At 75.7% G+C, this 19,321-nt stretch carries 19 protein-coding genes; 5 read left to right on the top strand and 14 right to left on the bottom strand.

Annotated features, from left to right (window positions below; genetic code table 11):
- Positions 1-22 precede the first annotated feature (22 nt).
- Entirely contained in the window at positions 23-1,108 is a 1,086-nt protein-coding gene (locus ATL31_RS09600) for a DNA polymerase IV (protein WP_101395571.1), read from the bottom strand.
- Between the two features lie 400 nt (positions 1,109-1,508).
- On the opposite strand from ATL31_RS09600, the gene ATL31_RS09595 reads away from it, so the two are divergent.
- From ATL31_RS09595 to ATL31_RS09580, 4 genes are all read left to right on the top strand, one after another.
- The gene (locus ATL31_RS09595; RefSeq protein ID WP_101395570.1) at positions 1,509-2,747 is read left to right on the top strand and encodes a homogentisate 1,2-dioxygenase; all 1,239 of its coding nucleotides are present in this window, start codon (positions 1,509-1,511) and stop codon (positions 2,745-2,747) included.
- 85 nt (positions 2,748-2,832) lie between these two features.
- Positions 2,833-3,123, top strand: a complete 291-nt coding sequence (gene clpS, locus ATL31_RS09590; protein WP_425440327.1) for an ATP-dependent Clp protease adapter ClpS — start codon at positions 2,833-2,835, stop codon at positions 3,121-3,123.
- Complete coding sequence (locus ATL31_RS09585) at positions 3,123-3,779, top strand: DUF2017 family protein (RefSeq protein WP_101395569.1); 657 nt, start codon at positions 3,123-3,125, stop codon at positions 3,777-3,779. Before clpS ends, ATL31_RS09585 begins: the two co-directional genes overlap by 1 nt.
- Positions 3,776-4,231 (top strand): VanZ family protein, encoded by a 456-nt coding sequence (locus tag ATL31_RS09580; RefSeq protein ID WP_158239827.1) that lies wholly within the window; start codon positions 3,776-3,778, stop codon positions 4,229-4,231. The genes ATL31_RS09585 and ATL31_RS09580 overlap by 4 nt, the downstream gene beginning before the upstream one ends.
- On the opposite strand, the gene ATL31_RS09575 is transcribed toward ATL31_RS09580, so the two are convergent.
- On the bottom strand, positions 4,154-4,423 hold the full coding sequence (locus ATL31_RS09575) for a PqqD family protein (protein ID WP_101395567.1): 270 nt from the start codon (positions 4,421-4,423) through the stop codon (positions 4,154-4,156). The genes ATL31_RS09580 and ATL31_RS09575 overlap by 78 nt on opposite strands.
- A complete protein-coding gene (locus ATL31_RS09570) occupies positions 4,420-5,295 on the bottom strand; it encodes a nucleotidyltransferase family protein (RefSeq protein WP_158239826.1) in 876 nt (291 codons plus the stop codon). The genes ATL31_RS09575 and ATL31_RS09570 overlap by 4 nt, the downstream gene beginning before the upstream one ends.
- A 143-nt stretch (positions 5,296-5,438) precedes the next feature.
- Here ATL31_RS09570 and ATL31_RS09565 point away from each other — a divergent pair, with 143 nt between their 5' ends.
- Positions 5,439-6,863, top strand: coding sequence for a tyrosine-protein kinase domain-containing protein (locus tag ATL31_RS09565; RefSeq protein WP_101395565.1), 1,425 nt, complete (start codon positions 5,439-5,441; stop codon positions 6,861-6,863).
- 10 nt (positions 6,864-6,873) lie between these two features.
- Here ATL31_RS09565 and ATL31_RS09560 read toward each other — a convergent pair whose 3' ends face one another.
- The 11 genes from ATL31_RS09560 to ATL31_RS09510 form a co-directional block, all read right to left on the bottom strand.
- On the bottom strand, positions 6,874-8,337 hold the full coding sequence (locus ATL31_RS09560; protein WP_101395564.1) for a sugar transferase: 1,464 nt from the start codon (positions 8,335-8,337) through the stop codon (positions 6,874-6,876).
- Positions 8,338-8,453: 116 nt separating this feature from the next.
- Entirely contained in the window at positions 8,454-9,584 is a 1,131-nt protein-coding gene (locus ATL31_RS09555; RefSeq protein ID WP_101395563.1) for a glycosyltransferase, read from the bottom strand.
- Positions 9,568-10,623 (bottom strand): glycosyltransferase family 4 protein, encoded by a 1,056-nt coding sequence (locus ATL31_RS09550; protein WP_211283999.1) that lies wholly within the window; start codon positions 10,621-10,623, stop codon positions 9,568-9,570. The genes ATL31_RS09555 and ATL31_RS09550 overlap by 17 nt, the downstream gene beginning before the upstream one ends.
- Entirely contained in the window at positions 10,620-11,666 is a 1,047-nt protein-coding gene (locus ATL31_RS09545) for a glycosyltransferase family 4 protein (RefSeq protein ID WP_245862198.1), read from the bottom strand. Before ATL31_RS09545 ends, ATL31_RS09550 begins: the two co-directional genes overlap by 4 nt.
- 11 nt (positions 11,667-11,677) lie before the next feature.
- On the bottom strand, positions 11,678-13,951 hold the full coding sequence (locus tag ATL31_RS09540) for an N-acetylneuraminate synthase family protein (protein ID WP_101395562.1): 2,274 nt from the start codon (positions 13,949-13,951) through the stop codon (positions 11,678-11,680).
- Positions 13,948-14,646 (bottom strand): acylneuraminate cytidylyltransferase family protein, encoded by a 699-nt coding sequence (locus ATL31_RS09535; RefSeq protein WP_101395561.1) that lies wholly within the window; start codon positions 14,644-14,646, stop codon positions 13,948-13,950. Before ATL31_RS09535 ends, ATL31_RS09540 begins: the two co-directional genes overlap by 4 nt.
- Complete coding sequence (locus ATL31_RS09530; protein ID WP_101395560.1) at positions 14,643-15,701, bottom strand: hypothetical protein; 1,059 nt, start codon at positions 15,699-15,701, stop codon at positions 14,643-14,645. Before ATL31_RS09530 ends, ATL31_RS09535 begins: the two co-directional genes overlap by 4 nt.
- Positions 15,689-16,699, bottom strand: a complete 1,011-nt coding sequence (locus tag ATL31_RS09525) for a CgeB family protein (protein ID WP_101395559.1) — start codon at positions 16,697-16,699, stop codon at positions 15,689-15,691. Before ATL31_RS09525 ends, ATL31_RS09530 begins: the two co-directional genes overlap by 13 nt.
- Entirely contained in the window at positions 16,696-17,760 is a 1,065-nt protein-coding gene (locus ATL31_RS09520) for an NAD-dependent epimerase/dehydratase family protein (protein ID WP_101395558.1), read from the bottom strand. The genes ATL31_RS09525 and ATL31_RS09520 overlap by 4 nt, the downstream gene beginning before the upstream one ends.
- Positions 17,757-18,302, bottom strand: coding sequence for an acyltransferase (locus tag ATL31_RS17095; RefSeq protein ID WP_101395557.1), 546 nt, complete (start codon positions 18,300-18,302; stop codon positions 17,757-17,759). The genes ATL31_RS09520 and ATL31_RS17095 overlap by 4 nt, the downstream gene beginning before the upstream one ends.
- The gene (locus tag ATL31_RS09510) at positions 18,299-19,207 is read right to left on the bottom strand and encodes a glycosyltransferase family 2 protein (RefSeq protein ID WP_101395556.1); all 909 of its coding nucleotides are present in this window, start codon (positions 19,205-19,207) and stop codon (positions 18,299-18,301) included. Before ATL31_RS09510 ends, ATL31_RS17095 begins: the two co-directional genes overlap by 4 nt.
- Positions 19,208-19,321 lie beyond the last annotated feature (114 nt).

The raw sequence follows: 19,321 nt of genomic DNA, 5'->3' as shown, positions 1-19,321 counted from the left end.
GCGCCGACGCCCGGCCGGGCGCTCAGACGCGGCCCCGGACCGGGGTGCGCTCGATGTCGTCGCCGTCGTCGGGCATCGTCATCTCCGCCCGGACGCCGAGCAGACGGACCTCGCGGCCCTCCTCGAGGTGGTCGGCCAGCAGGGCCTGCACCGTCTCGTGCACGGGCTCCGCGTCGGACGTGGCGGCCCGGAGCTTGCGGCTGCGGTTGACGGTGAAGAACGGCGCGTAGCGGACCTTGAGCCCGACCCGCACCACCGGGCGCCCCTCGCGGCGCACGTCCTGGAGCACCTGGTCGGTGAGGACGCGCACCGCGTCGCGCACCTCGTCGGCGCCGGCGAGGTTCTGCTGGTAGGTGGTCTCGCGGCTGTGCCCGCGAGCGACCCACGGGGTGTCGTCGACCTCGGCGCTGCCCTCGCCGCGGCCGAGGGATCCGTACCAGGCGCCCATCCGCGGCCCGAACTCGGTGAGCAGCAGGGCCGGGTCGGCGGCTGCGAGCTCGTCGACGGTGCGGATGCCGTGCTTCTCGAGCCGGGCCGAGACCCGCGAGCCGACGCCCCACAGCGCTGCGGTGGGGCGGGCGCCCATCACCTCGCGCCAGTTCGCGGCGGTGAGCCGGTAGACGCCCTGCGGCTTGCCGAAGTCGGTGGCGATCTTGGCGCGGACCCGGTTGTCGCCCACCCCGACCGAGCAGTGCAGGCGGGTGCGCTCGAGGACTGCGCCCTGGATGGCGTGGGCCAGCGACTCGGGGTCGTCGGTCTCGGCGCCCACGAACCCCTCGTCCCAGCCGAGCACCTCGACGACGAGCCCGAGGTCGCGGATCGCGGCGAAGACCTCCTCGGACGCCGCGAGGTAGTGCGGGCCGTCGACGGGGAGGAACACCGCGTCGGGCGCCTTCCGAGCGGCGACCCGCAGCGGCATCCCGGAACGGACGCCTCGCTCGCGGGCCGGGTAGCTGGCGGTCGAGACGACGGCCCGCTCGGTGGGGTCCCCCCGCCCGCCGACGACCACCTCGCGGCCGGCGAGCTCGGGCCGGCGCAGCACCTCGACGGCCGCGATGAACTGGTCGAGGTCGACGTGCAGGACGAACGGGAAGGTGCGCCCGCCCATCACCGTCCTCCTGGCGTCGCCGCCGTCATGGAGCCTCCTCGGGGTCGCTGCCGCCATTCTCTCCCGGTGCGGGCGCCGGGTCCACCGCCGGGGGGAGAGGGGCGGCGCGGGACCTGGGGGTGCTGCCGACCACTCTCGGATGCTCCCCAGGGGGGAGCGGCGCCGGACCACCGGGGTGCCCTTGCTCTCGGATGCTCCCCCACCCGGAGCATCCGAGAGGGGCGGGCGGACGGGTGGTCCCGGGCCGCGGGTGGGCAGGTTGTGCGACATCCGGCGGTGTTCACCGGACACGGTGACCACCCTGACCCCGTCGGTGTCCCGGGGGTGCCGAGCGGCGTCGGGCCGCCCTAGGGTGGCGGTGACAGCCGGCCCGAACCCCACAGCGAGGTGGACGAGAACCGTGGCGCACTACCAGGCGATGGGCAGCATCCCCCCGAAGCGGCACACCCAGCACCGCCGCCCCGCCGGGCGCGGGAGGCGGGGCGAGCTCTACTACGAGGAGCTCATGGGCGAGGAGGGCTTCAGCTCGGACTCGAGCCTGCTCTACCACCGCAACATCCCCTCGACCATCGCCGCCGCCCGCGACTGGCCCATCCGCGACCTGTCGACGACCCCGAACCACCCGCTCCAGCCGCGGCACCTGAGGCTGCACGACCTGTTCGCCCCGAAGGACGTCAAGGACACCGACGTCGTCACCGGTCGCCGCCTCGTGCTGGGCAACGGCGACGTGCGCATCTCGTACGTCGTGGCCGGTGCCCCGAGCCCCTGGTACCGCAACGGCATCGGCGACGAGTGCGTCTACGTCGAGCGCGGCGCGGCCCGGGTCGAGACCGTCTTCGGCGCCTTCGACGTGCGGGAGGGCGACTATCTCGTCATCCCGCGGGCCACGACCCACCGCTGGCTGCCGCAGCGCTCGACGAAGAACCCGCTGCGGGCCTACTGCATCGAGGCCAACAGCCACATCGCGCCGCCCAAGCGCTACCTCAGCCGGTACGGCCAGCTCCTCGAGCACGCCCCCTACTGCGAGCGCGACCTGCGCACGCCGCAGGGCCCGCTGCTGGCCGAGGACGTGGGCGAGAAGGCCGGCGACGCCTCCGAGGTCTACCTCAAGCACCGGGGCAACGGCCCGAGCGGCATCGTCGGCACCGTGCACGAGCTGCCCTTCCACCCGCTGGACGTCGTGGGCTGGGACGGCTGCCTCTACCCGTACGCCTTCCACATCAGCGACTTCGAGCCGATCACCGGGCGCGTGCACCAGCCGCCGCCGGTGCACCAGGTGTTCGAGGGCTGGAACTTCGTCATCTGCAACTTCGTGCCGCGCAAGGTCGACTACCACCCCCTGGCCATCCCGGTGCCGTACTACCACTCCAACGTCGACAGCGACGAGATCATGTTCTACGTCGACGGCGACTACGAGGCGCGCAAGGGCTCCGGCATCGGCAAGGGGTCGGTGTCGGTGCATCCGGGCGGCCACGCCCACGGGCCGCAGCCCGGGGCGTCCGAGGCCTCGATCGGCGCCGAGTCCTTCGACGAGCTGGCCGTGATGGTCGACACCTTCCGCCCGCTCGAGCTGGGGGAGGGTGGCCGGGCGGTCGACGACGGGATGTACGCCGGCTCCTGGAACCGCGGCCGGGGCTGAGCCGCAGCCGCTCGACGGGCGGCGCGGAGCCCGCGCGCGGCCCGATGGTCACGGGTGACCCCGGCGGCCCTCCTATCCTGGGGTCGTGTCGCTCGCCCCCATGACCGAGAAGGTCGTGACCCCCGAGGGGGACGTGGATCCGGACGTCCCCTGGGTGACCCTCGTGTGGAACGACCCGGTGAACCTGATGTCGTACGTGACCTTCGTCCTCCAGCAGCACTACGGCTACGACCGCGCCAAGGCCGAGAAGCTGATGATGCAGGTGCACACCGAGGGTCGGGCCGTCGTGGCCAACGGTCCTCGGGAGGCCATGGAGGCCGACACCGAGGCCCTGCACGGCTACGGCCTGTGGGCGACGTTCCAGAAGGACACCTGATGGCCCGCGCCTTCCGCCGGGCCGGCCGTGGCGACCAGCGGCGCTACGTCGCCACCCTCGACGCCGGCGAGCGCGAGCTGGTCGCGACCCTGATGGGTCAGGTCGCCGACCTGCTGGCACCGCCGGAGCCGGACGGCGCGGGCGGCGGCGCCGGCGTGACCGGCACGCGCGCGGGTGACGTCGACGACGGGTTCGACGCGATCGTGGCGGGGATGGGCCTGGCACGCGCCCCCGGCGAGCGGGCCGACGCCGCGGCGAGCGGCGAGCCGGCCGATCGCGACCCCGCCCTCGACCGGCTGCTGCCCACGGGTCACCGTGAGGACGACGAGGCGGCCACCGAGTTCCGCCGCCTCACCGAGGGGGGGCTGCGCCACCGCAAGGCCGCCGCCCTGACGGCCTCGGTGGCGGTGCTGCGGGAGGCGGGCGACACCGTGAGCCTCGACGAGGGCCAGGCGGTGGCCTTCGTGACCGCGCTGACCGACGTGCGGCTGGTCCTCGGGGAACGCCTCGGGCTGCGCACCGACGAGGACCTGGACCGGCTCGAGGAGCTGGTCGAACGCCTCGACGACGACGAGCCGGTGGTGCACCTGCTCGCGCTGTACGACTTCCTGACCTGGCTCCAGGAGACCCTCGCCTCCGCCCTGATGCGGCGGTGAGGCTGGTGCGCCGGCTCGGGCTCGGGGCGGCGGTGCTGCTCGCCCCGGTCCTGGGGGCGCTGCTGCTGTGGCCGGACGGCGAGGCGGTGCGCCGCGTCGTCCTGGACGTCTACCTGTTCTTCCTCGACCGCGGCGTCCCGCGGTCGGTGACGCCCGAGGTCTACGCCACCGGGCTCAACGTGCTCGCCTTCGTGCCGCTCGGCCTCCTCGGGGTGGCCGGGCTGCGGCGGCGGGTCCTGCCGACCGTGCTGGTCCTGGCCGGGGTGAGCGCGCTGGTCGAGACCGCGCAGCTGCTGCCGGCACTGCACCGGGAGGCCAGCCTGCTCGATGTGGCCTGCAACGCCGCGGGCGCCCTGGTGGGGGCGCTGCTCGGGTCAGCCCTGCGTGACGACGCCCGCGTCGACCAGCGAACCAACGAAGCGGGCGACGTCGGGGCCGACGACCGCCACTGACTCCCCGACCGCGGCGGCGACCCGGGCGGTGACGTCGTCGACCGAGCCGCCCGGCACCACCGCCCCCCAGACCACGGCTCCGTGCCCGTCGAGCACCAGCGGTGGCCCGTCGGGCAGGGCCGCGACGTAGACCACCCCGTCGGCCTCGACCCACCCGGTGCTGGCGGCCACCCGCACCGGCCCGGTGGTCACGCCGCCCCGCCGGTGCGCGAGCGGCGGGCCCGGGCGGCGAGCGCCCGCGCGCCCACCCGCAGCCGCCGGACGAACGCGGCGCCGACCTCGGCCCGGCTGGGCTCGTGGCCGAGGCGCTGGCGCAGGTAGTAGCGGTTGACCCCGACCGAGCGGACGGCCACGGAGGCCTTGGCCGCCGGCCCGCGGGCGCTGCGCCAGCGGGCCCGCCACTCGCCGAGGCGGTCGTCGTCGTGCGCGAAGACCTCCCACAGGGCGGCCTCGGGGGTGCCGCGGTGCTCGTCGAGGGCGCCGGTGGCGGCGGCGAGCGCCACCGTCGAGCCGGTGCGTTCGGCCAGGGCGCGCACGGCCCGCCGGTGCTCCTCGGAACGGGCGGTCCAGTTGGGCGCGATGTCGGGATGCTCCCCGCCGACGCGGGTCCGGGCGGCGTGGAGCAGCAGCACCAGCGACTGCCCGACGGGGCTCGGGACGGGGCAGGGCACGTGGGCCAGCGCGGTCGTCCCCCGCTCGGCCCAGAGGGCGGCGAAGGCCGCCGCGGGGTCGCGCCCCATCCCGGGGTAGAGACGGTGGACGTCGAGCAGGCCCCATCCCGGGTGGTAGAGGTTGGCGGCGTGGTCGAAGGCCGACCCCGACGCGAAGCCGGTCTCGAGCCGCCAGCCGTGCGCGACGAGGGCGGCCATCAGCCGGTCGACGCCGTCGGGGCGCACCAGGACGTCGGCGTCGGCGCTCGCGCCGGTGTGGCCGCGCAGGCCGGGCGCCACGGCCGGGCCCTTGATGTGCAGCAGGTCGACGCCCGCCCCCTCGGCCAGCCGCTGCACCGCGGCGTGCGCCAGCTCGACGCGCACCGCCAGGGGGACGGCCAGGGCCTCGGTCACGAGGCCACTGTAGGTGCGCCGCGTGGCACGCCCCCGGTGGTCGGCGACGCGTCGTCGGCCTCGGGCTCTGCTCCCGGCTGCCGTGGGTACCATCGGGGCACCCCGCGAACGCACCCCTGCTGCGGCCAGCCCGAGGATCCCGCGTGACCCTGCTCGACTTCGTCCGCCTCAGCCGGACCCACCTGCTGTCGCTCGTCCTGCTCACCCTGCTCGGGGGAGCGGCGGCGTTCGGGCTGACGACCCGCCTCCCGCAGGTCTACCAGGCGGACGCCAGCGGCTACGTGCGCGTGACGGCGGCGGGCAGCAGCACCGGCGAGGGCATCGCCGCCAACGCCCTCAGCGGCTCCAAGGCCGACTCCTACCTGCCGCTGGTCACGAGCCGCGCGGTCGCGCAGCGGGCCATCGAGGCGACGGGCGTCAAGGCCTCGCCCGCCAGCGTCGCCTCGCGCGTCACGGCCAGCGTCGCGCCGGACTCGGTGATCCTCAAGGTCACCGCCACCGCGCCGAGCCCCGAGGAGGCGAGGGTCCTGGCCGACGCGGTCATCAAGGCCACCGCCGAGGAGGCCAACCGCATCGAGACCGCAGGCTCGGGCCGGGGCGCCGCCAGCGTCACGATCGTGCCCATCGAGTCGGCCCTGCCGGGCACCAAGATCGCGCCCGACCCGCGGCGCAACACCCTCGTCGGGCTCGTGGGCGGGCTGTTCCTGGCCTACGCGCTGATCTTCGTCCGCCGCCAGCTCGACACCCGCGTCCGCAGCGCCGAGGACGTCGAGAAGGAGACCGGGGCCAGCGTGCTCGGCGTCGTCCCGGTCACCCCCGAGCTGCGGGCCGCGCGCGGTCGCGGCCGCCTCGACGCGCTGGGCGCCTCGGCCGAGTCGTTCCGGCAGATCCGCACCAACCTGCGCTTCGTCGGGGTCGACGACCCGCCCCGCAGCATCGTGGTCACGAGCGCCAACGCGGGCGAGGGCAAGTCGACGGTGTCGGCCACCCTGGCGCGGGTCCTCGGCCAGTCGGGGCAGAGCGTGGTCATCGTGGACGCCGACCTGCGGCGCCCCACCCTGGCGAAGGTCTTCGACCGCGAGAACACCATCGGCCTCTCCCACGTCCTCACCGACCAGGTCTCGCTGGTCGACGCGCTCCAGGCCACCGACCAGCCCAACGTCCGCCTCATCACCTCGGGTCGCACCCCGCCGAACCCCAGCGAGCTGCTGGGCTCGGCCCGGATGCACGACCTGGTGCGCGAGCTCAGCGTCGACAACATCGTCATCCTCGACGCCCCGCCGCTGCTGCCCGTCACCGACGCCGGGGTGCTGTCCGCCTCGTGCGACGGGGCCCTGTTCGTGTTCGCCGTCGGCAAGACCCATCGCGAGCAGGCCCGCCTGGCCGCCCGGATGATGGGCCAGGTCGGCGGGCGGGTGCTCGGCGTCGTGCTCAACCTCGCGCCCAAGGGCCGTGCCGGCGCCGTGATGTACGGCTACGGCTACGGGGGGTACGCGACCTACGCCTCCGACACCAAGTCGCGGCGCGACTACGAGAAGGCGTCGCGCGGGCGGCACGGCACCGACTGAGCGCCGGGGCTCAGTACGCCCCGCGGGCCGAGATGACCGCCGAGGCGGTGCGCCACAGGATCGCGAGGTCCTGCACCAGCGACCAGTTGTCGACGTAGTACAGGTCCAGGCGCACCGAGTCCTCCCACGACAGGTCCGAGCGGCCCGACACCTGCCAGAGCCCCGTCATCCCGGGGCGCACGGCCAGGCGGGTGCGGACGTCGTCGGTGTAGCGCTCGACCTCGTCGGGCAGCGGGGGCCGTGGCCCCACCAGGCTCATCTCGCCGCGCAGCACGTTGAGGAACTGCGGGATCTCGTCGATCGAGAACCGCCGGATGAGGCGCCCGGGCGGGGTGACCCGGGGGTCGTCGACGTGCTTGAAGAGCACGTGGTCGTCCTCGTGCGTGGTCTCGACGGCGCCCGCCCGGCGGGCCGCCTCGGCGTCGACCACCATCGAGCGGAACTTCAGGCAGTCGAAGAGCTCTCCGTGCAGGCCGACCCGGCGCTGGCGGAAGATCACCGGGCCGCCGTCGTGGCGCCGGACGGCCAGCGCGGTGATGGCCAGGACCGGGGCCGCGGCGACCAGGCAGAGCGAGGCGCCGACGATGTCGAAGATCCGCTTCGAGACGCGGCTGGCCTGGTGCGCCCGCGGGCCCTCGAGCTCCATCAGGTGCATCCCGGCGGCGGGCCGGACCCGTACCCGGTCGGTGGCGACGTCGGTGAGGCTCGGCACCAGCATGATCTGGACGTCGACGCCCTCGAGGTCCCAGGCGGCCCGGCGCATCTGCTGCGCGGACGCGACGGCCCCACCCGCGAAGAGCACGACGTCACAGCCGCTGTCCTCGACCACGGCCACGAGCCGGGCCGTGGTGCCGAGCACGGGCAGCCCGCCCGGGGTGGTCGGGCCACCGGCGGCGGTGGGCAGCAGCGCGCCCACCACCGACAGCCCGAGCCAGGGCTCGCGCCGCAGCACGTCGGCGATCTCGTCGACCTGCGCGGCCGAGCCGGCCACCAGCACCCGGTGCGAGAGCAGCCCACGGCGGCGCAGGGCGTGCAGCCCCCGGCGCAGGAAGAACCGGCCGGCGAGCAGCGAGGGCACCCCCAGCAGCAGGAGCAGGAAGAAGAACCCGCGAGACAGGGGGACCTTGCCGAGGAAGCTGACCACGCCGATGACGCCGGCGGTGACGAACGAGCCGCGCACCACCGCCTTGTACTCCTGGGTGCCGGCGCCGAGCAGGTGCGCCGAGTAGCCGCCGTGGAGGCCGATGACGACCACCCAGCCGATCACGATCGGGGCGGCGGCCAGCGCGACCAGCTCGGGCACGTCGCCCACGCTGCGGAACACCGGCAGGGTGGCCCGGCCCAGCCCGGCGGTGAGGGTCACGAGCAGGACGACGGCGAGGTCGACCACGACCGCGGCCACCGACGGCGCCCGACGGCTCCGCCGGCCGGACCGGGCGGTCAGGCGGGGAGCGAGGATCTCGTGAACGGTCATGGTGCGCCCAGGGTCGGAAACGGGGGAACCGTCAGTATCGCGGCACACCGGCACGGATCCACCCGTTCGACACCGATGGATCCGTCCGGGCGACCCTGGGCCGGCCCGTTCGGCCGTCAGGTTCTCGGCCCGGTCCCCACGGCGTCGACGACGGCCCGGATGCGGGCGCGGAAGCCGTCCTCCGAGAAGCGGTCCGCGTGCTCGCGCACCACCGCGGCGTCGAAGCCGTGCGCCAGGGCACGCTCGACGCCGTCGCGCAGGACGCCCGGGTCGGGGCCGTCGACGTACAGGCCGGTGACGCCGTCGCGCACGGTGTCGAGGTAGCCGCCGGCGCCGAGGGTGAGGGCCGGGACCCCGAAGGCCGCGGCCTCCAGCGGGGTCAGGCCGTAGTCCTCGAGGCTGGGCGCCACCAGCAGCCGGGCGTGGGCGTACACCCAGCGGACCTGGGCGTCGGTCAGTCCCGAGACCAGCCGGGTGTTGCCGGGCATCCGGGCCAGCAGCGCCTCGCGGCCCGGGCCGTCGCCCACCACGACCAGGCGGTGCGCGGTACCGCGCACGGCCTCGACCACGGCCTCGACGTTCTTGTACGGCAGCAGTCGCGAGACCACGAGCAGGTAGCCCCCGTCGGCCCAGTCGGCGAGCGGGCCGACCGGGGCGCGCTCGGCCGCGGGGTCCATCGCATGGGGGGCCGGGAGCACCTCGGCCGGGATGCCGTAGGCCTCGGCGATGCGCTCGCGCACCACCCGTGAGTTCGACAGGTACGCGACGGGCCGGCGCGCGGCCCGCTGGTCCCAACCGCGCAGCGCCGGCCGCAGCAGGCCCAGCGCGACGCCGGTGCCCGACCGCCAGAGGGGCCCGCCGAGGTAGTTCTCGCTCTGGTAGACCCAGCGCGCCGGGGCGTGGCAGTAGGCGACGACCCGCCCGGATGCGGCGAACCCGTGGGCCCAGCCGGAGGTGGAGGCGACCACGATGTCGGCCTCGGGCCGGACGGTCGCGGCGGCCAGGGGCAGGAACGGCAGGGCGGCCCGGTGGTTGCGACGCAGGGCGGGCACCCGGTTGAGCGGGGACGCCCGCACGTCGAGGTCGCCGAACTCGGGGTAGGTGCCCTCGGGGTCGAAGAGGGTGGTGTGCACCGGCGCGCCCGGGAAGGCCCGGGCCAGGGCCAGGACGACGCGCTCGGCCCCGCCCCGCTGCGTCAGGTAGTCGTGGGCGATCGCGACGGTGCGGCCGTCAGGGGTGCGGTACATCCGGCCACCCCCCGGGGGGCGCGGCGCCGAGGTGGGCGGCCACCGCGTCGGCCACGCGGGCCGCGACGCGCTCCCAGGTGAAGGCGGCGGCCCGGGCCGCACCGGCGGTGGCCAGGCGCGCGCGCAGCGTGTCGTCGGTGAGCAGGCGGGTCATCCCCTCGGTCATCGACCCGACGTCGAGGGGGTCGGCGAGGAGGCCGGCATCGCCCACGACCTCGGGCAGCGAGGTGACGGGCGAGGCCAGCACCGGCGTCGCGCAGGCCATCGACTCCAGTGCCGGGAGGCCGAAGCCCTCGTGGGTCGAGAGGACGAGGGTGGCGGCCGCGCCCCGGTACGCCGCGGCCAGGGCGCCGTCGTCGGGGCGGCCGAGGAAGCGCAGCCGGCCCGCCACGCCGAGCGCGCGGGCGGGCCCGTCCACCGCCGGCGCGGGGTCGCCGCTGAGGAGCAGCAGGGGCCGCCCGGGGACGCGGGCGAAGGCCTCGAGCATCCGGGGCAGGTTCTTGTGCGGCTTGTGGTTGCCCACGTAGAGCAGGTACGGGCGGTCCTCGGCCCGGCGCGGGCCCTGGGGGGTGAAGGCGGGCCCCACCCCGTTGCCCACGGTCACGACGCGGTCGGCGGCGACGCCCGACCACTCGAGGATGCGGTCGCGGGAGTGGTCCGACACGGTCAGCACCACCGCCGCCGCGCGGACCGAGCGTCGCACGACGGTGTCGAGGTAGGCGCGCCGGGCCCGGCCCGCCTCGCCGGGGACGTCACGGTGCATCAGGTCGTGGACCACGACGGCGGTCGGGGCGGGCCAGGCCAGCGGCGCCATGAAGCCCGGGCACACCAGGGCCCGGGGCGGATGCGCCCGGCCGCCGCGACGCTCGCGCAGCGCGGCGAGCTCGAGGTCGAGCAGCCCGCGGGGCGAGACCGGGGCGGCTCCTCCGGCCTCGAGCGTCGGGATGGCGAGGCGGGTGCGGACCTCGCGGCTGAACCGGCCGATGCCGCTGACGACCTCCCAGCGGGCGTCCCACACCAGGCCGGTCCGGGCCGTCACGCGCCGACCTCGGCGTAGACGGCGGCCAGGCGCTCGCACATCTCCTGGCGGGTCGGCCAGGCGGCGGCCAGCCGGGGGCGGGTCGCCGGGTCGAGACCCTGGCGCTCGATCTCGTCGGCCACGGCGGCGGGGTCGTCGTGCGCGACCAGCGCGCTCGCGGGCAGGATCTCGCCGTTGCCGCCGACGTCGGTGGCGACCGCCCCGCAGCCGTGGGCCAGGGCGTCGAGCAGCGAGTAGGAGCAGTTCTCCCACACCGACAGCTGCACCAGGACGTCGGCCCGGGCCAGCAGCCCCGGCGCGTCGACGTGCCCCACCAGGTCGACGACGTCGCCCAGCCCCCGCTCGGCCACGAGGCTGCGCAGGGCGGCCTCCCCGTCGCCGGTGCCGGCGACCGTGAGCCGGGCCTCGGGCCGGCGCTCGTGCAGCACGGCGAAGGCCCGCACCGCGGCCTCGACCCGCTTCTCGGGCGCCAGCCGGGCCACCGACACCACGTGCAGCCCAGGTGGCCGCGCGGGGCGTTCGACCCGGTCGACCCCGTTGGGCACGACCCGGACGATCGTGCGGGGCCCCGGGTGCCACTTGGCGCGCACGCTGCGGGCGGTGGCCGCCGACACCGCGACGACGGCGTCGGCACGGCGCAGCCGGGCGGTGTGCAGGGCCTCCTTGAGCCGGGAGCGCCAGGCGGTGCCGTGGTAGACGAGGTCGTCGTCGGCGATACCGTGCTCGGTGCTGACCAGTGCCGCTCGCGACCCCACGGTGGCGGCGGCCGTGACGACATCCGCCCACGACAGGTGCGAGTGCACCACCGCGGGCCGCAGCGCACCGACGGCGTGGCGCACCGCGGCCACCGACTCGCGCACCCCGTCCCCGGGCCCCACGGGCGCGGTGCTGACGGCCGCGCCGGCGTCGCGCAGCCGCTCGGCGAGGGGACCCGGCGGGCAGAGGACCACCAGGCGGTGACCCGGGACGCCGACGGCCGCGACGTCGAGGACGTGCCGGGCCACCCCGGCGAGGTCGGAGACCGGGACGACCCAGAGGGCCACGGGCTCGACGCTCAGAACCACTGCTCGAGCCGCTCCAGGGCGACCCAGAAGCCCTCGCCGTGGTTGACGTGGCCCTGCCAGATCTCCGGGATGAACGAGACCCCGGGGGCGAGGGCGTCGAGCTGCTCGGCCAGCACCGGCCAGTCGATCTCGCCGTCGCCGACCTGCGGTCCCTCGCCGTCGACGCCGGTCGCGTCGACCAGGTGCAGGTGCAGGGTGTGCGGCGCCAACAGGTCGACCGCGTCGCGGAAGGAGCGCCCCAGGAAGGTGGTGGCGAGCTTGGTGTGCGAGGTGTCGAGGGTCAGCGGGATGCCGGTGGAGCGGCTGAACTCGGCGGTGTCGACCGGGTCGAGGAAGAGGTTGTGGAACTGCTGGCCGCCCATCAGCCACGGGTAGGGCGGCAGCGTCTGCGCGGTGAGCCGGACGCCTGCCCGGTCGACGCGCTCGACGGCCGCGGCCACCCGCTCGTAGCGCCGGGGGCGCTCGCCGGGGTCGAGGTGGCGGTCGGAGGTGAAGCCGCCCATCGTCGCGACCACCACCGGGTCGTCGTCGAGCGTGAACCAGCGGGCGAGCTCGCGGGTGGTGTCGACGGTGCGCTGGAGCTCGCGGATGGAGCGCTCCCACACGGCGTCGTCGAGGGAGGCGAGGTCGACGATGAAGTCGCCGGAGAACAGGTCGGGCAGGTGCGTCGTGAAGGCCATCCCGAGGACGCCGTCGCGGTCGCTGCAGTGCGCCGGCAGGTCGCGGAAGAACGGCGCGGGGTCGAGCTCGAGGTCCTTGTAGGAGAAGTGGAACTCGAGGAAGTCCGGGCGGGTGTCGGCGACCAGTGCGCGCCAGTCGTGGTAGCGCACCGGCACGCCCCACGGCCGCCGGAACGAGTACGCGCGGCCCTTGGGCGTGGAGTCGGCCAGGTCGGAGGCGTAGAAGAACTCGCCGGCGGTCATCGAGCGGTGCGCGGTGCGGCCGACGAGGCGGTCGAGGGCGTTGGGCTGGAGGCCGCGGCCGGGGCTCTTGACGTCGACGGCCGCACGGTCGATGACCTCGCCGGCCTGGATCTCGCGGGCGGCGACCAGGCTCTTCGCGAGGTTGACGCGGTTCATCATCTCGCCGGTGGAGACGACCCGGGACCCGTTGGTGCCCAGGGCCTCCTCCACCTCGCGGATGCGCGTGACCATCTCGGTGAACTCGCCCGGGAGCAGCGAGACCGTGTGGTCGTTGCCCTCCATCGTCTTGTCGACGGTGAAGTGCTTCTCGATGATGGTGGCGCCCAGGGCGACCGCGGCGACCGGCACGTGGAAGCCGCGTTCGTGCCCCGAGTACCCGACAGGGCAGTCGCCCAGCTCGGCCAGGCGCGACAGGTAGCGCAGGTTCACGTCCTTGAACGGCGCCGGGTAGGTCGACTGGCAGTGCAGCAGCGCGTACGGCGTGCCGGTGGCCCGCAGCAGCGCGACGCTCTCGCGGATCTCGGCCTCGGTCGACATCCCCGTCGACATCACCAGCGGTGTGCCGGAGCGCGCGGCGTAGCGCAGCAGCGTGTGGTTGGTGAGGTCGGCCGAGGCGATCTTCAGGGCCGGGACGCCGTAACCGACGAGGGCGTCGACGCTCGGCTCGTCCCACGGGGTGCACATGACGTCGACGCCGCGGTCGCGGGCGTGGTCGAAGACCTCGAACAGCCGCTCGGCCGGCAGGTTCACGCGTGAGAGCAGGTCGAGGGTGTACTGCGGGCCGAGGTCCTCGCCGGCGGTGCTGCCGTCCTTGCCGCGGTACAGGGCGTCCATGTCGCGCAGCTGGAACTTCACGGCGTCGGCGCCGGTGGCGGCGGCCAGGTCGACGAGCTCCTTGGCGAGCTCCACCGAGCCGTTGTGGTTGTTGCCGATCTCGGCGATGACGAAGGCCCGGTGCCCCTTGCCGACCTCGCTGCGGCCGACCCGGAAGGAGTCGCTGCGGTTGACCGCCACGGCCGCGAGGTGGCCCTGCTCGTCGAGGAGCGGCACGTGGTCGACGGACGGGGTGAAGAGCAGCCGGAGGTCGGCGGGCACGGTGGCCAGGGGCGCGCTGACGCATCCGGTGTTGGCGACCTCGGCACACGGCCGGGTGAGGTCGACGCCGTCCTGGGCGGCGATCCACCGGCGTACGTCGCCGTCGGAGATCGACCCGAGCAGCCGACCGTGCTCGGTGACGCAGAAGACGATGCGCGCCCTGTTGGCGGTGATCTTCTCGAGAGCCCGCAGCACGGGGTCCTCGCCGTAGACGACGAGGGGGGTGACGGTGCGCTCGATGATCACGGTGTGGTCCCGGTGCTGGTGAGGGTGGCCAGGGTCTGCTCGGCCACGGCGAGGTCGAGGGCGGTGTCGATGTCGACGCCCTCGATCTCGTCCATGACGAAGAGCCCGACCCGGCCGCCGATGCGGTTGTCGAGCTCGTCGTAGACCCAGGTGCGGGTGAGGTAGAGGGAGCCGGTCTCGCGGTAGCGCAGGGTCTGCGGCGTGAGGTCCTGGCGGCGCGGCCGGGCGGTGACGTCGTAGGCGGCGCTGGGCTCGTCGCCGTCGGTCCAGAGGAAGGGCGCCTGCGGCACGACACCGACGAGCGAGTCGACCCCGGTGGCGGCGAACCGGGCCAGGGCGCGCGAGACGGTGCCGGGGAGCCGGATGGGTGAGGTCGCCTGGAGCAGCATCACGGCGTCGGGGGCGGCGTCGGCCGCGCGGGCCTGTTCGATGGCGTGTCGCACGACCGGCTCGGTGGGGGTCTCGTCGCGGGCGAGCTCGGCCGGGCGACGGAAGGGGACCAGCGCGCCCGCGGCCCGGGCGGCCTCGGCGATCTCGTCGTCGTCGGTGGAGACCACGACATCCATGGCCGGCCGGGCGGCCAGGGCCTGCTCGACGGTCCAGGCGATCAGCGGGCGGCCGGCGACCACCCGCACGTTCTTCCGGGGGACGCCCTTGGAGCCACCCCGGGCGGGCACGACGCAGAGGATCCTCACCCGGCCATCATTCCCTGCACGACCCGGGCGACCGCGCGCGCCGGCTCGACCGCGGGCCGTTCGGGGGAGGGGGTGGGCGGCCCGCCCCAGGGCAGCAGGCCGTAGCGCCGCCAGAACTCGTGGACCCAGGCGGGGGCGTCGGGGCAGTGCACGTACGCGGGCAGCCCGGCCGCTGCGGCCTCGAGGACGCCGGTGGAGAAGACACCGACGACGGGCGCGCCGAGCTCGCGCAGGGGCGTACCGCTGCGGTCGAGGCGGATGCCCTCGGCCTCGAACCGGGCGTGCACCGCCCGGGAGCGACGGTCGACCTCGGAGGGGTGCGGCCGGTAGGTGGCCCCGGTCTCGCGGCAGAAGCCCTCGGCGGCGGCCACCATCGTCGCGTGGTCGAGCTCGACACCGTGCAGCTGGCCCAGGAACACCGGGGATGCGCCCTCGACCACGGTGGCCCCCTGCCGCGCGGCGTCCCACAGCAGCTGGGAGCCCGTGACGTGCGACGTGACGTCGTCGCGGCTCGAACGCCAGAAGTCGGCGTCGGCGGCCGACCAGGCGAGCAGGGTGGTGCCCTCGGCCAGGGGCGGCGCGTGGGGGGTGGTGAGCCCGTGCTGCACGGTGACGAAGCGGGCGGGGTCGGTGACGGCGTCGTGGGCCGCCCGGCCGAGCCCCAGGTAGTGGCCGGTCGACAGCACCACCGCGGCCTCGGCGGCCAGCCGTGGGACGTCCTCGTGGACCAGCCCGGTGCTCTCGCGCCAGACCCAGGGCGGCAGGAGGTCGCGGACCGGCTCGGGCGAGACGACCACCACCCCGTCGAGCGGCAGGTGCTCGAGCGGGCGCAGCAGCACGGTGGTCGAGGTGTGCGAGCGCGACTCGAGGCAGACCAGCAGGCGCGCTGGGCCCGGCCCGGCCCGGGTCACCGTGGTCTCGCCCGGGCGGCCGGACGGGCGCGCGATGTCGGCCAGCACGCTCGTGATGCGCCGCACCCGTCGCCCGAGCGGCTGCTGCTCCTGCTGCCAGCGGTGCCAGGCCTCGAGGTCGCGGGGGTGGGTCAGGCCGTCCACAGCGCCTCCAGGGCGGCGGCGCGGTGCGCGAAGGTGTGCTCGGCCAGGGTGCGGGCACGCCCCGCCCGGCGCAGCCCCTCGGCCCAGGCCGGGTCGGCGGCGGCGCGGTGCGCGAGGGCGACCGCCTCGTCGGCGTCGGCGAAGACCGCGACCTCGACCCCGGGCTCGTAGTGGCGCCCCACGTCGGCCCGGTCGACCAGCTGGAGGGCGCCGACACCGCACGCCTCGAAGGTCCGCATCGTGAAGCCGTCCTGGTCGGCGTGGATGTTGAGCGCGGCCGTGGCGGCCGCCATCACACCGTAGGTGTCGGGGCGGCCGAGGTCGCGGCCGGCCGGTAGCGCCGGCGTGCGGACCCGCCAGGTGCGCAGCCGGTCGACGGGGTGGCCCGACCAGTCGCGGCCGTAGGCGCGCACCGGCACACCGGCGGCGGCGAGGTGGTCGAGCAGGGTCTTGCGCGAGGGGTAGCGCGCGCCGACGAAGACGACGTCGGGCGAACGGGGGAGGGGGGTCACCGGCTCGCCGGGGTCGTACGCCAGCGGCACGTGCTCGGCGCGGAGGCCGCGCGCGGCGAGGGTGGCGACGTCGAGCGGGGAGTAGGACGCGATGGGCCCGGCCGCCGCGAGCGAGCCGTCGGTGTGCCCGGTGCGTCGCAGCTCGTCGTAGAGCCACAGGGCGCGGCGCTGGCGACGGGTCTGCATCAGGTCCCAGAAGCCGTCGTCGAAGGCGTCACCCTTGACCACGAGCACCACGTCGGGGTCGTGCTCGACCACGGCCGCACGGGCCCGGGCGCCGAGCATCCCGCGCCGCCGGGTGTCGCCGGCGCCGAGCCGTTCGGGCAGGTCGTGGCCCAGCTTGGCGGCCACCCGCCTCGCGCCGGCGTAGTCGTCGTAGGCGACCGTGTGCACGTCGTGGCCCCGGCCGGCCAGGGCCCGCTCGAGGGAGCGCCAGTAGCCGTGGAAGGCGGGGCTGAGGACGAGGACCCGGGTCGGGGCGGTCACGACGTCAGGCCGCGCCGGGCCAGCTCGGCCAGGGCGTCGTCCCAGGCGGAGGCGCCCGCCCCCGGCTGGTCCCAGGACCGGCGCACGAAGTCGGCCACCGCGTCGTGGGCGCTCCAGCGGGGCAGCGGGGCCCCGAGGGCGCGCAGCCGCCCGAGGTCGGCGCAGGCGTGCTCGATGTCGCCGGCCCGGTGCACGTCGAGGTGGGTGACGTCGGCCCCCTCGATGGGCGCTCCCGCCACGGCCGCCGCGGCCAGCTCGAGCAGGGTGGTGCGCCGGCCGCTGCCCGCGTTGAGGACCCGGGGCTCGCCGGCCGTGGGCGGGTGGTCGACGGCCCAGGCCAGCAGCACGGCCAGGTCGTCGACGTGCACGAGGTCGCGGGTCTGGTGGCCGTCGCCGTAGACGGTGAGGGGGCGCCCCTCGCGCAGCATCGCCAGGAAGGCCGCCAGCACGCCGGTGTAGGGGTTGTGCAGCGACTGCCCGGGGCCGACGACGTTCTGCGGGCGCACGACGGTGAGCGGCACCGCGCCACCGATCGCCTCGAGGGCAGCGGCCTCCGCGAGCGACTTGGTCTCGCCGTAGACCGAGACCGGGCGGTGCGGGTCGTCCTCGTGCGAGGGGACGGGCTCGGCCCGCTCGCAGCAGCGCACCCCGAAGGTGGTGCCGTGCTGGGGGCACGCGTAGCCACCCTCGCCGTACACGGCGCGCGAGCTCAGCGAGAGCAGCGGCACGCCCCGCTCGCGGGCGAAGGCCGCGGCCGCGCGGGTGCCTCCGACGTTGACGTGGTGGTAGCGCTCGACCTCGTACATCGACTGGCCGGTGCCGGTCTCGGCCGCCAGGTGCACGACCGCGCCGACGTCGCCCGGCAGGTCGCGCCACGCGTCGGCGTCGGCGACGTCGCCGACCAGCACGGGGCCGGGGAAGGCGGCCACCGAGGCCTCGGGGTCGGCGTGGACCTGCGGGAGCAGGGAGTCGAGGGCCACCACCCCGTGACCGGCCGCCACGAGCCGGCGGGCCAGGTACTGCCCGATGAAGCCGGCGCCACCGGTGAGCAGGAGGATCACGCCGGGCCTCCCACGAGCCGGGCCGGGACCCCGGCGACGGTGGCGCCCGCGGGCACGTCACGGGTGACGACGGCCCCGGCCCCGACGGTGGCTCCGGCCCCGATGGTGACCCCGCCGAGGACGATGGCCCGCTGCCCCACGAACACCCCGTCGCCGATGCTGACCGGCCCGGTGGAGTGCACGGCGGAACGGTCGTGGGCGCCGTGGTCGGCTGTCCCGACGAAGACGCCGTCGGCGAGCATCACGCCGCGGCCGATGGTGACGGGGTCGTGCGCGTGCAGGTGCACCCCGTGGCCGAGGTAGGTGTCGTCGCCGATGGTCAGGGGGCCGCCTCCGGCCTCGACCTGGAGCCAGACCCCCTCGTACACGGCGCAGTTCGCTCCGACGTGGATGCGGTCGACCCCGCGCAGGATGTGTGGCCGCACGATGACGCTGCCCTCGCCGAACGCGGCGAAGGTGCACCGGTACAGGGGCGTGCGCGCCCGTGACAGGTGCCAGCGCAGGCCGGGGGCGGACTCGACGAGCCGTCGGGCCAGGCTCATCGCGGGCCGCCGTGGATGAGCGAGAGCTCCTCGCGGGCGGTCTCCAGCGGGCGCACGTCGCGCCCCACGGCGCGCCGGCCGGTGTTGACCACGGCGTTGACACCGGTGGCCAGGGTGAGCGCGGCCTTCAGCCGGCGCCGTCCGCCCCAGGTGCCGGCGTAGCGCAGCCGCGACTCGACGAGCCAGCGGCGGCGCCGCGCCGGGTCGGACGACCCGCCGCCGACGTGCACCAGCGACACCGTGCCGACGAACACCGACGGCACCCCGCGGGCCCGCAGCCGGCGCTGCAGGTCGATCTCCTCGGAGTTCATGAAGTAGCGCTGGTCGAAGCCGCCGACCGCGCGGAGGGCCTCGGTGGGCAGCAGGAGGGCGGCACCGACGACCCAGTCGACCGGCAGCACGGCGCCGGGGACGGCACGGGTGTCGTGGCCCACGGCCTCGTGCAGCGCCCGGTGGTGGCGGAAGCGGGCCAGGGGCGTGAGCCACTCGACGCTCTGGTGCGTGACGGTCGGGAAGTGGCGCGCCGTCCACGACGGGTGCCCCCCGGGGTCGAGGACCAGCGGTCCGGCGACGGCCGGCATCCAGGGGGTGGCGGCGGCCACGAGGTCGGCCACGAAGGTGGGCCCGAGCGTGACGTCGCTGTTGAGGACCAGCAGCAGCGGGTGCTCGGCCGCGGCCGCGCCGGTGTTGACGGCCGAGCCGAAGCCGCCGTTGGCCGCGCGCCGCACGACCAGCGCGCCGTCGACCTCCGGGAAGGGATCGGGCGAGGCGTCGTCGGACACCACGACCTGGAGGGGCGCGTACGTCTGGCCGAGCAGGGCGCGCACCGTGGCCAGGGTGGGCGCGGGGTCGCCGTGGTGCGGGACGACGACGGAGACGCCGCCGGGGGATGCGTCGCCGGCCATGCCCTCGATGCTAGTGGGGCCGAGGGGACGGGGGAGCAGTCCGGGGAAGGCCGCCGGGGCGGGGCCCCCCGCGTGCGATCATGGCTGCGCCCGCCGGGCCCCACGCGCGCGGCG

Origin of the sequence: Phycicoccus duodecadis (assembly GCF_002846495.1) — a bacterium.
In the GTDB taxonomy this organism is placed as follows: domain Bacteria; phylum Actinomycetota; class Actinomycetes; order Actinomycetales; family Dermatophilaceae; genus Phycicoccus; species Phycicoccus duodecadis.
This window is presented reverse-complemented; position numbering and strand designations above follow the sequence as displayed.